The sequence below is a fragment of the Lutimaribacter saemankumensis genome (assembly GCF_900100005.1).
Lineage (GTDB): Bacteria > Pseudomonadota > Alphaproteobacteria > Rhodobacterales > Rhodobacteraceae > Lutimaribacter > Lutimaribacter saemankumensis.
Map to the genome: position 1 here is coordinate 1 of NZ_FNEB01000021.1, position 11,125 is coordinate 11,125.

Below are 11,125 nucleotides of genomic sequence, written 5' to 3' on the forward strand. Positions count from 1 at the left end.
GGCGCCATACCAGCCTCTGTAATCCTACCGCTGAGTAGCAGGAACAGCATGAGCAAGAGCGCAGCAGTCGGAACGATGTGCAGCCAAAAATGAATGCTTGCGAGTTTGCTTTGTCCCATGTCCGGAAAAGTCCGATAAGCCAAGGCAAACACCATGGGAAGAACGAAGCCAAGTAAATTGAGATGCGCGTGAAGAGGCGCAAAATCGTGTCGGCCGCTCGCTCCCATATGGATGCCGAATGCGATACCGACCACTAGAAAACACGTACCCACAAGCATGAAATTGCGTGAAACGTTCATTGGTCCCTCCCAAGCGGCTCTATCGTCCGTCACGTAGATCATTTTCTATTGTATCATGAACCGTATAGCTCAGGGCGAAAAAAGCGCTTCACCAATGGGTTAAGCTGCACGACTGCCAAAGCAGGCATAGCGACACACGTCAAAGGAACTCGAGCGCACGCCTTATGAGCGTCGTCACACTGCAATTCGCCTACCCTTCCGGGCACGCGGCCGATTCTTGCTGCGGGAGTTTATGTTCGGGTTTTGCAAACCTGAATGCGAATTCCACAATTCATGGAAAGCCATAAACTGCGTGCCGGGGGCAACTCTCACATCAGCTACTATTATTTCATGAATACAGCCGCAGGTACCGGCGTCTACAGTGAGCTCCAATCTCTTACTTTGGCCAAACTCCAGTCTGAACCGGCATGAAGCCAGGTTAAAAATCCACTCGCCTTCAAGCTGTGTGCCAGGCCCACTATTTGGACGGAGCTGCCATTCGCCTCTCTCGGCACCTTTCTGATACTTGTTCCACTATGACGTGCCCCGAGCCAGGAACTCCATCGTTGACGACATTATTTCGTCCCAAGCAGGTGTCGACTTCAGGAATATATGGTTGTTGCTTTCAACTAACCTGAACTCGGCATTTGGTATCCGTGATGCAAGAAGCTGACCTTGCGAAATGGGGTGAAGCGCGTCTCCACTGGCATGAATGACCAATGTCGGTGCCTGAACAATGGAAAGGCAGTCGGCGACATCGAACTGGTCGATCGTCAGGCGAACGCGAGCGGCCATCTCCGGTGTGGCAGAAGCAACCTGGCTTTCCACCAGGCTTGCTTTCTCTTCGCGTGATGCGTCAGGGCAAAACATTGAAATGAAAGCCGACATGAAGGCACTGTCAGGTTGCCCCCACCCCATCTTTACAAGCGTCATAAGAGCTTCTGCTTCATCGCGTGAGTAGTTGTCATCACGGACCAAACGGCCCTGAGCAAAGCCTCCGCAGAGCACAAGACGGCTGACCCTTTCGGGATGAGACGCCGCAAAATGGACCGAAATCGGCACACCCTGCGAGGTTGCGAAAATCGGGAACCTGTCCAGCCCGGCCGCATCTGCCACTGCTAGAAGATCGTTTGAATAGGCCTCGATCGACAATTCGTCGACACGAGTTTGCGACAGTCCCGTGCCACGCTGGTCATAGCGAACCAGAGTATAGTTCTCGCTGAACGTCTCCAATGCGGGTCGGTAGACCGGGCTTTGCCAATCCTTTTCAAGATGTGTCAGAAAGTGTCCGGCACGCATCAGGGGCGCTCCAGATCCGGAAACCGCATAGGCAATCTGTATGCCGTCCGGCGAGGTGGCGTAACGAACGGTCTGGGTTATTTCGGAGTTAGCCGATTTTGAATCGTTCGGACCATTAGATACATCAGCGACCATCTCAAACCCGCGCCGCGAGACGGTTCGGATCACGCGCTGATCCTTTCCGTTGTCGCCGGTTGCGGTGCGCGCGGCATTGATACGTGCGCTGATCGTGGCGTCGGACACGATGCGGCCATTCCAGACGACGTCGATCAGTTCATCCTTGCTCACAACCTGTCCAGCGCGCTCGGCCAGAAGGTGCAGAAGGTCGAATACCTGGGGTTCGATAGGTATCGTTTCACCATCGCGCAGGAAGGTTCGGCTCGCCGTGTTCAGCTCACAGTTTGCAAAGAAATAACGCATTTTCCGGCCGATCCCCGCACGTTTGGTTTCAGGATCAACGGTTTCTTCAGGCAAATCAAGGAAATCACAAAGCCTTCTAAAGCGCTTCTTCAAGCGCGGGTTGCCGATGTGGGGCAAGTTGAATGCATCGAACAACAAGGAGACATGCAATGACCACTCAGCCCGAATATCAGACCACGACCACCGGCGCGATCGACTATGCAAGCTATGACCGCCGCGCCCGCGAAATCCGCAGCCAGGACGCCTGGAGCATGATCAGGGCGATCGGACGGGCCGTGAAGATCGCCGCAGACTTGATCAAGCGGCGTACATCCACCGAAGTCACCGAGTTTGAAAAGGTTCCCGGCCGCATGCCGATGCGGAGCCCCAAAGCGCGCCGTGCGTCCCCGACGCGTTCCCCGGCAAAAGCTGAGCCCATGCGCCGCTAAGCTTGATGCCGTTCAACCAAGGAAAGGCCCCGCCCCGTCGGCGGGGTTTTCTGTTTTCATCCGGGAAGACAATCAAGCGAAGTTTGCCAGCCTACTTCTTGCCCTTTGCCTGAAACAGCTGCGTGCGGGACGATGCTGCCTTCACATCTTGGACAAACGACCGCGGTTCTTCGCGAAGTCTTCGTGGATCAGGGCCTGGACGGCTTCCCATTCTTGAAACAGCACGAGTTGCCCGGCATCGGGGAAAAACCGGACATCGTAACCCGCGATCTGCTCGGCCTCGTGTTTGATGCGCAAATGAGGTGCGATGCCGTCCCTTTCGCCCAGGATGCAATGGAGCCTCACCTTTCCGGCCACTTCCTCGATCACGTCCCGCCAGTCCTTCGTTGCCAGGAAGCCATCCTTGATAAAAGCTTCGCCCCCTTGCGCGATCGCGTGGGTCAACCCGTCCGCCATCATGTCGAAACATCCGACCTCGTGGCAGTAATCAAGGTCTACTGGGGACGCCCCGAGATGCCGTTGCATCATGCGATGCGCCCCGAGGAAATCCACCGACGCAATGGCGGCGCGCGTGAGGAACCGTAATGCTGTACGGGATTTCTGATAGCTGCGGGCAAAGGCGCGGGACATCGTGCCCATCCCATCGATCAGGTCATCGCTGACAATGCCACTATACCCAGCATTCAGAACGCCAATGCATTTTTCCGGAAACCTGTTGGCGAAGTTGATCGCGATACCGAACCCGGACAGGTTCCCGATTACGAAAGCGGCAGGGACGGAAAGAACGTCGAGAAATGCATAGAGGTCGCGGCAGGATTGCCGCACGAATTCCCAATCCGTTGCCGGAATACTGTCGGACTTTCCAAATCCCGGACGCGAGGGCGCAATGATCCTTAGCCCGCTCTGGCGTGCAGCGGTCTTTACATGATGCGGCAGATCTGGACCACCCATCATGCCGTGCAAGTAGAGCACCGGGAGGCCGTCCATATCGCCGAACTGACGAAACTGGAGCATACGACCGCTTGGAAGAATGACCCGCGAGAACACGGCTTCCGGCCGCGCGTCCGAAGGAACAAAGGCCTGCGCAACCAGCTTGAGACTTTGGAACTGGCTCAGAACGAACACGCTGGACCTGACAAGGTCGTTCTGGTTCCGGCTTCCGGTTTTCTCCAGGAGGGCCCGGATTTGTGCGCGGATTGTGTTGACCGAAACCCCTTTCTGCAGAGCGATCTCGTCGGCCTTCCTGCCCTTCGCCAATTGCGCCAGCACATCAGCTTCCGCCGCAGTCAGGTTGTATTTGTCGCGGATGGCGCCCCATGCGACATTCGTCTCCGACACCTCGTTGAAGACGACGAGATACTGCTTTCCGGGGATGGTGTCGTCATAAAACCCCTGTGGCAGTTCGGTGATAACCGCAGCACCAGCCCCATCAGGTTCTGCGAGATCGGGAACAAAGGCCACGGTCTGGCCAACTTCCCAATTGCGGATTTGTTCCCTGATGGCCTCGCCGAAAGTGGGACCTCTAACTTCGTTGACTGCAGCAAAGCCATCGAACTCTTCGTTCTTGTAAAGAATATTGAGCGCGGCATCGCAAATGAATGCCGGCATGGAAAACCCGTCGAGAATGCGCTTGGCGCGATCATGGTCGCGTTGCACCCGACCGATGTGATCGAAGATCTGAAGCGCCTGGTTGAAATGCCCGACAAGTGCGGCGTCTTCGGTATCCTGGTCTTTCGAGACGATGCGGGACGTCAGGCATTTTTCCCACAGCATGATCAGCTCATGGAACTTTTCGGGCTGAGCCACGGTCGCATAGGTCAGCTGGACGACCTCGCCAAAGAGGTCATCCGTATCGACCTTGGATTTGTTGCGGCCTGGCTCCGTCTCCATAAGACTTCCGCGCGTTGCATCCCACCGTGGGACATGGCCACTGTTTACGCCTTTCGAACCTTCGGTCCGTTCATCTTACCTCAGAAAAGATGCCAGGCGCTATCAATCTTGATAATGTCACCGATCCCAGCGCGCGTATCCTGCCGCTTATTCGTTTTCGCAATCAAGGTTCAGGCCATCTGGTCTTTGCCGAGGACAGAAGCGCAGCTGGGCGTCTCTCATGTCGCAATTCCGATCGGAAGATTTTCACCTGGGGGCCATTTTATGCGTAGGCCCCCTTTTATGGGCAGGCAACTTTGTCATTGGCCGCTCGTTGCACGATGTGCTCGAGCCGTTTCAGCTCAACTTCCTGCGATGGGCCGTCGCGGGGGTGTTCCTGTTCCCCGTTGCCTTAAGACACCGGCGGCAAATCACGGCAGCATGGGCAACTCATACTAAGCAACTCCTGGTGCTCGCTATCCTCTCGATCGCCTTGTTCAACTGGCTGGTTTACACGGGTCTGCAATATGCATCAGCTTCGACTGCCGGCGTTACATTTTCGTTGTCAGCCGTTTTCATAGTCTTCATCGCATGGATCTGGCGTGGCGCTCCGCTAACGGCGCGCGATCTCATCGGTGCAGCCATCGCTCTTGTGGGAGCGGCCATCGTGATCTTCGATGACCTCCAGCAAATAGCCACAGCTTCACATCTTGCAGGACCGGCCATGCTTCTTGGCGCATCGATCACCTGGTCGGTTTTTACTGTTTGTCTGAAACGCTGGAGCATCCCCCTCGCCCCGCAGGCTTGTTTGGCCGCAACCGTCTTGTCCGGTCTTGCCGTGATGACACCGGTGGCGCTGATAACTGGGATGCCCGCGCCTGATCTCGTGCTTCGAGCGGACGTTCTTTTCGGCACATTATACCTTGGTGTTGGCGCATCCATTGTCGCATTTTGCGCGTGGCAGTCAGGCGTTGCCAGGGCGGGCGCTGCGCGCGCCGGAATCTTCCTCCACCTCGTGCCGGTCTTCTCGATTTGCCTTGGCTTCGTTTTTCTGGACGAGGCCTTGACCCTTCCCAAGCTGCTTGGAACTGGCGTGGTGCTGCTGGGCATCCTGTTCAGTCGGATGCGCTCACGAAAAACAGAACGTGGTCATGCAGGCTGAACTTCCATGCAACGAGACGTAATTCGAAAACTATTTGATTTGGAACGCATATTTTATTGCCCGCCCGCGCACAAAAAATGGCCCCCGCTCAAGGCGAAACAGGGGCCCAGGGGAGGTTTCCGTTCGCTCAGAGATCGCCGTCGTAGGCCTGGGCGTCGCTGATCTTGTAGCTCCAGGCAAGGCCGGCGTTGCGCCATCCATTCTTGACGCGCTCGCCCTTGTGCGGTCCTTCCTTGGCCTTGTCGCCTTCATAGCCGTCAATGAGCGAATAGACGTTGCGATAGCCCATCTTGTACAGCAGGTCGGCCGCCCGCGCGCTGCGCGATCCCGAACGGCACATCAGGACGATCGGCGTGTCTGGCGTTATCCCTGCAGCTTGTGCATAGCTTTCGAAGTCGCTGGGGAAATCCGGGTTCAGCTCCAGCTTGTAAGTGCCTTTAGCCGCGTCATATTCGGGCATCATCGGCATGACCATGTAGGGAATGTGCTTGTTGGCCCGGACGGGCAGCCCCAGGAACGACACCTCGGCGCGGCTTCGGATGTCGATCAGGCGCACATCGGGGTTTTCGAGCATCCCGCCGACCTCGGCGGATGTGACGTAGAGGCCCGCCTGGGTGCGTTTGTTTTCGGGGATGCTGTCCGCGAAAGCGGCGCTGGCCAAGAATGCGGCCGCAACAAGGGCTAAAACCGGTTTCATTTCACTATCCTCCTGCTTTTTACGTAGGAAAGGACGCCGGTTTATGACGCGGCATCTCCAGAAGAGGGTAAATCGGAGAAAATTCCGCACATCATCAAAGTTGATAATGCACGTTGGATTGTGGAGACCCTGAAACGGTCACAGCATCAGGTTAAACGAATGTAGACATTGAGCGCATAGCAGTCTTTCGATGGGGCTCGGCCAATGTCTGCAGTGCGGACTAAGCTGCCATTCGCTTCAGTGCTGGATGAGGACATCAGGATGATGCTGTTGCGCACCGCGCTCAAGTTGAATGCCAGGCTCTAGAACGAGCCAAACAGTTTGAACGGCGTCGCATGTGGCTATTCCCAGACCATAGCGTCCTTACCAAACCATTCCTTGTTCAGGGTATTCAGAGTACCGTCCTTCGACATGTCATAGATCAGGTCTTCGAGTGCAAAACGCAGATCGACACTCTCGGAACGCAGCGCCATCGTCAGTCCCGGGCGTAGATGGCGCCCAGGGTTCAAAACTTCCAAGCGCCCCTCGGCTGCATCGACCAATGGAGCAAGAACGTCGTACTCACCAAAAGCGATTTCCGCACCACCTTTCACCACCTCCTGGAGTGCCTCTTCAAGCGTTGGGAAATAGATGATGTTGTATCCGCTCGCGGCATGCCAGACTTCTATCGCAGGGTCGAGAATTGCGGCCACGGTCTTAACGTTGCCGAATGGTACGAACCCAGGCAAGCCAACAATGGCGAAGGGATCGGGATACAGGTATGCAGCGGTCTTTTCGATACCGTCCCCCAACGCTTCGGTCATCGGTATTGCCGCCAAAATTACGTCAATCTTTTTCGTCTGTAGCGCTGGAACGAGTTCCTCTCGCCCCATAGTTTTCCAGTCACAATCAAATTTACCGCGCCGACAAAGAAGCTCACCAAAAGCTTTATCAAAGCTTTGAAGGGCCGAAGGGTCGACCGTGTAATCTCCCGCTTCGTAAGCATCGGCAGTTCCAATGACGATACCTTGTGCGAATGCTTGCACAGGGAATGCCAAAAGGCACGAAAGTGCGATCACATAGGTTTTCATAGATCTACCTCGTTAGCTAAGAAAAAAGGCTGAACTATTTCTCAACAAAATTTCTACCGACTTCGCACGACCATCACGCTGATTCAGATCAATCGCTGTGTAGATTGTGCTCTTACTGGCCAATCATCGTTACTTTGTGCTTGAGCATTGGCTTACTGGGCTTCTGCTCAGGGCTCTAAGTGACCGTTTCCTGCACTGGCCTATAATGACTGCTGTGCGGGACAAAGTCAGCTTTCGCTACCCCTGCGCCAATGACCGCTCTTTCGCCGCATACAAAATGAATGTTCTAAAATGAGTGTCGGACCGTCGCACCATATGCCCAATGCCAATTAGTCCAGACGAAGCTCCATTTGCATAAGCTGGCGAATTGACCGCCCACATCTATACTCTTTTGAAAGCCCATGAATGGCGCAGCAGCCTGTCCCGGACATCTTCATGTGGGGGAGGCGAAAGGTCCCCTAACATGATCAGTTTCAAAACCTGCCAGCAGGGCGTGAGGTTCGCGCTATTCTTTTCCGATATGTTGTTTCGCAACAGAAAGTATCTTGCTGAGGTTCCTAGAAGCGACTCTTCAAGATCATCTTCGACTTTGTGCAAAACAAATCCGCGGTAGACGATATCGCGGACTTCGGGAGTGTCTAAGACCCACGTGCAATACGCCTCGCCCACAGAGACGGGCAGAATCCTAGCATCTTTTGCTATTGGCGCCGCTTTCGAAAGAACCAGATATTCCTGGAACCATGGCCAGGCCTGGTAATCGGTAAAATTTGTCGTGGTCTCATAAGACAGCTTCGTCATCTCAACTGATCCGTCTTCTATGCCATTACACTTGCATATAAGAGAAAAAGACAACTATGCACTCCGCAGCATCGGCCAACAAGGGCTCGTAACCGCCTTTCGCTGCGCACAGATTGAACGGCAGTAGTGCGGACAGAGCTGCCTATTGCAAATGCAGCAAGATTAAATTTGCCTGCTCGAACTTTTCTCGGAATGGGTCACGGTGCTCCAGCGCATTTTCCCCGAATTGCACAGTGAACCCAACCAATCGAACCAAAATTTAAACCGGCTGTTCACTGCGGAGGCTTCAATGGCACCATCTTCATGACATTGTAAGTTCTTGGCCGCCTGTCAGCTTGATGTTTAGCGCGGTGTTGCCGTTCGACGGAATGCCCAATGCGCTATGATTGCAAGCAGCATCATGGCGAAGCCCATTGTGAAGGCCACATTCACATCGCCTAGATGATCAGCAAAGCCCCCCGCCAATGCCGGAGCTAACATCATCTGCAGGTAGTAGATGGAATAGAAGACACCTGTCCCGAACGCGCGCGTTTCGGGTGAAAGGATAAGACCGGGCATCGCGACCACTGGCCCAGGTGCCAATCCAGCCAGCAAGCCACCCAAGATAAGTGCCGCCAACACGAAGCTATCCGGCAGATAGAGTACGGCAGGAAAAACCAACATTCCGCCAACTAGGCTTACAAAAATCACCAAGTTTGCCCGGCCAGTTCGATCCGCCACCCAACCTCCAATCGGGATCGCTACAGTGGCTGTAAGTATGTAGACACTGATCGCGGAACTCGCGGCAGCAATGGGTATTCCACGTTCTCCGAGAACGAGGGCGCCAAAGCCGAAAATCATTGCGAATGCTGTATTATAAAGGCCCCATAGCAGTGCCGCGAATGCCAATGGCGTCCACGGCAACGCAGTGATCGTGATACGTGCATCGTTTGGCTTTGCGCCTTCCGGAGCCCTGTAGACGACGGTGAAGGCCAGAAGTGCCAATACCGTGGAGATCGTTAGCGCTGTCCAAGCATACTGCAAATCGGTACTAGCAGCCAAAGCTGGAAGAGTGAGGAGACCGAGGGCAATCCCGATTGGCCAAGAGCTTATAAAGATCGCCAGCGCCGTTGAAACATTTCGTCCCGCGAACCAGTCGATAACCATTTTGGTCATCAAAACGTTAATGACAACGCCGCCTATTCCGGAAATGATCCGACCCGCCAATGCCCACGCAAGAGTTGGCGCATACGCAAGTATAATTGTACCGATGACCATTAAAGCCAGGCTGGCGACAACTGTCCGCTTATCGCCAAACCATGTCGCCACGGCGCCGCCCGCAACCGCGACAATGATTCCGGGACCGAGGTAGAGACCAATTAGAAGGCCGATATCCGTCAACGTAATCGCAAGGCTCTCCATGATAAATGGAGATAAAGCCGCGACAGATTGGAATTGGAACGCCATCACCGCTCGGGCGAAGAAGAGCACGAACAGGATCAACCATCGCATCGGCATAGGAGAGTTCCCCCGAGACAACGATGCGACGAAGTGCTGTCCGCATCATGCCGAACTCACGGTAGTTGCATTATCAAAGAGCTGGCAAGCATTTTGACTTTATGCGCAGTTAAGTCTCAGCGCACTGGCTTCGACTAGAGGTTCAGAGCCTTCGTTCGCCGCAATCAGGTCTAATGGCCGAACTGCGAACTTTTCGGCCGCCTGTTTCGGCTGTGAATGCCGTCACGCGCTTGCGGAAGTCTCGCGCAGGGCCACCGTGGCGGCGTAGAGTTCCGAAACGTAGGGATCTTCAACCCCGAGGACTTCCAGACCTTGGTACACGTTGAGCAGGTAGTCGAAATTGTCGCCAAGGAATCCGGAAGCGTGGGCGATCATGCTGGCCTGCTCATCAAACGGAATTCCGGGTTTGATGTCCTCATGATCGCGATTAGCCACAAATGCCAAACCCTTTATCGGCCCAGCCACGGTGTCGAGGTCCAACAGCACAGGGCGATAGACAGGAAGAAGCATTTCACGCCGGAACAGGACGTAGGTCTCGTGTTCCAGTTTTTCCTGCGGAATACAAAAAGCGAGGCCCTTACAGATGCCGCCCTCGTCTATGGCCAGCATCAAACCGGGCGTTTCCTTCGACCCCCGGCCGCCATCGTCCCACATGCAGAAGCTGCGCTGGTATCCGGCGCAGCAGGCTTGGCGTACCTCGTCGAACTCGATTGCCGGATCCCACATCAGAGATCCGTAAGCAAAGACCCAGAGGTCCCGGCTGCTGTTCTCGTTGAGCCACTGTCGCCAGTCCGCATCGCGGACTTCGCAGGGCGTGCGCCAATCAGATGGAAACCCTGATTGGGCCGCGTGGGCATCTATCGCGCTCATATCAAGATCACGGAAGAACGACGCCGCCGCCGGTTTGATCTTGCCGCGCAACTCGGGATGATGGCGAAACGGATCATGACTGTTCAAGTTTTCACTCCGCCGGGGCGTTTCAGGTCGGCAAGACTTGATTACAGTGTCGAAGCCGGTCGACCTTCTGTCAATAGCGGCAGATGGGCTCTCAACGGCCGTTCGCGGCGGATGGGATAAATGAGCACTCCGCGGACAAAACCGTCGTTCAGAATTGACCCGCCGATCAGAACGACTAACCGGTTAGACATGCTGAAGAAGTGGCTTCAGCGGTGCACCATGTAGTTTTCGCAAGAACCGAGCTGCTAAAGGGCAGCTCGGCGTTGCTCGACTTGCGCGCCTTTCGCAACCTCGGCAAAGCTGCTTCGCATCAGCCACTTTGTCAAAGTCCTTTCCATCAGGTCATGACCTGTCAGGGAAATGCGCCCACTGTCGATTTCCCTTTCGAAGGTCGAGTGTCCCATCCACGCGGACGTTAGCGCGCGCAGTTCGCATACAACGAAAAGATCGACGTCGAATTTCGGATCGGTGTAGCAAAGGTCGGTTTCTTCGCCGGGTTTGGCCACCAACCAGTAATTGGCGGTTTCGTTCGGCGGATCGTTGAGAATGAATTGAATCACGCATTTCGGCTTAGGCAATTGAAGCCGGTCGATCTTTCCACGGATTTTCCACATCAGTAGACGCGCGTCCAAGGCTTGCAGCGACACTTC

10 protein-coding genes and 1 pseudogene are annotated in these 11,125 nt (G+C 55.0%); 2 read left to right on the forward strand and 9 right to left on the reverse strand.

Features of this window, described 5'->3' with window-relative positions; translation table 11 throughout:
* A partial coding sequence (locus BLT50_RS18315) for a hypothetical protein (protein WP_217629255.1) occupies positions 1-299 on the reverse strand: 299 nt, incomplete at its 3' end.
* A gap of 513 nt (positions 300-812) precedes the next feature.
* Positions 813-2,132, reverse strand: a complete 1,320-nt coding sequence (locus tag BLT50_RS18320; RefSeq protein ID WP_139170585.1) for an alpha/beta hydrolase — start codon at positions 2,130-2,132, stop codon at positions 813-815.
* A 14-nt stretch (positions 2,133-2,146) separates the two neighbouring features.
* Here BLT50_RS18320 and BLT50_RS18325 point away from each other — a divergent pair, with 14 nt between their 5' ends.
* Complete coding sequence (locus BLT50_RS18325; protein WP_090030692.1) at positions 2,147-2,425, forward strand: hypothetical protein; 279 nt, start codon at positions 2,147-2,149, stop codon at positions 2,423-2,425.
* A gap of 141 nt (positions 2,426-2,566) precedes the next feature.
* Here BLT50_RS18325 and BLT50_RS18330 read toward each other — a convergent pair whose 3' ends face one another.
* Positions 2,567-4,315, reverse strand: a complete 1,749-nt coding sequence (locus BLT50_RS18330; protein ID WP_090030694.1) for a bifunctional helix-turn-helix transcriptional regulator/alpha/beta hydrolase — start codon at positions 4,313-4,315, stop codon at positions 2,567-2,569.
* A 220-nt stretch (positions 4,316-4,535) separates the two neighbouring features.
* Here BLT50_RS18330 and BLT50_RS18335 point away from each other — a divergent pair, with 220 nt between their 5' ends.
* Positions 4,536-5,456, forward strand: coding sequence for a DMT family transporter (locus BLT50_RS18335; RefSeq protein ID WP_090030696.1), 921 nt, complete (start codon positions 4,536-4,538; stop codon positions 5,454-5,456).
* A 127-nt stretch (positions 5,457-5,583) separates the two neighbouring features.
* On the opposite strand, the gene BLT50_RS18340 is transcribed toward BLT50_RS18335, so the two are convergent.
* The 6 genes and pseudogenes from BLT50_RS18340 to BLT50_RS18365 form a co-directional block, all read right to left on the reverse strand.
* Entirely contained in the window at positions 5,584-6,153 is a 570-nt protein-coding gene (locus tag BLT50_RS18340; RefSeq protein ID WP_090030697.1) for a rhodanese-like domain-containing protein, read from the reverse strand.
* Positions 6,154-6,494: 341 nt separating this feature from the next.
* Entirely contained in the window at positions 6,495-7,223 is a 729-nt protein-coding gene (locus tag BLT50_RS18345; RefSeq protein WP_090030699.1) for a transporter substrate-binding domain-containing protein, read from the reverse strand.
* A 381-nt stretch (positions 7,224-7,604) separates the two neighbouring features.
* A complete protein-coding gene (locus BLT50_RS18350; protein WP_090030701.1) occupies positions 7,605-8,021 on the reverse strand; it encodes a hypothetical protein in 417 nt (138 codons plus the stop codon).
* Positions 8,022-8,363: 342 nt separating this feature from the next.
* Positions 8,364-9,518: an MFS transporter gene (locus BLT50_RS18355; protein WP_090030703.1), complete on the reverse strand. Its 1,155-nt coding sequence runs from the start codon at positions 9,516-9,518 to the stop codon at positions 8,364-8,366.
* A gap of 222 nt (positions 9,519-9,740) precedes the next feature.
* Entirely contained in the window at positions 9,741-10,475 is a 735-nt protein-coding gene (locus BLT50_RS18360) for a gamma-glutamylcyclotransferase (RefSeq protein ID WP_139170586.1), read from the reverse strand.
* A gap of 245 nt (positions 10,476-10,720) precedes the next feature.
* A pseudogene (locus BLT50_RS18365) lies at positions 10,721-11,125 on the reverse strand (winged helix-turn-helix transcriptional regulator); the annotation flags it as partial.

What these genes read in the sequence shown, in the direction of transcription:
- BLT50_RS18325 (WP_090030692.1), top strand. Translation starts at nt 2,147, where the DNA reads ATGACCACTCAGCCCGAATATCAGACCACGACCACCGGCGCGATCGAC.
- BLT50_RS18330 (WP_090030694.1), bottom strand. Translation starts at nt 4,315, where the DNA reads ATGGAGACGGAGCCAGGCCGCAACAAATCCAAGGTCGATACGGATGAC.
- BLT50_RS18335 (WP_090030696.1), top strand. Translation starts at nt 4,536, where the DNA reads ATGTCGCAATTCCGATCGGAAGATTTTCACCTGGGGGCCATTTTATGC.
- BLT50_RS18340 (WP_090030697.1), bottom strand. Translation starts at nt 6,153, where the DNA reads ATGAAACCGGTTTTAGCCCTTGTTGCGGCCGCATTCTTGGCCAGCGCC.
- BLT50_RS18345 (WP_090030699.1), bottom strand. Translation starts at nt 7,223, where the DNA reads ATGAAAACCTATGTGATCGCACTTTCGTGCCTTTTGGCATTCCCTGTG.
- BLT50_RS18350 (WP_090030701.1), bottom strand. Translation starts at nt 8,021, where the DNA reads ATGACGAAGCTGTCTTATGAGACCACGACAAATTTTACCGATTACCAG.
- BLT50_RS18355 (WP_090030703.1), bottom strand. Translation starts at nt 9,518, where the DNA reads ATGCCGATGCGATGGTTGATCCTGTTCGTGCTCTTCTTCGCCCGAGCG.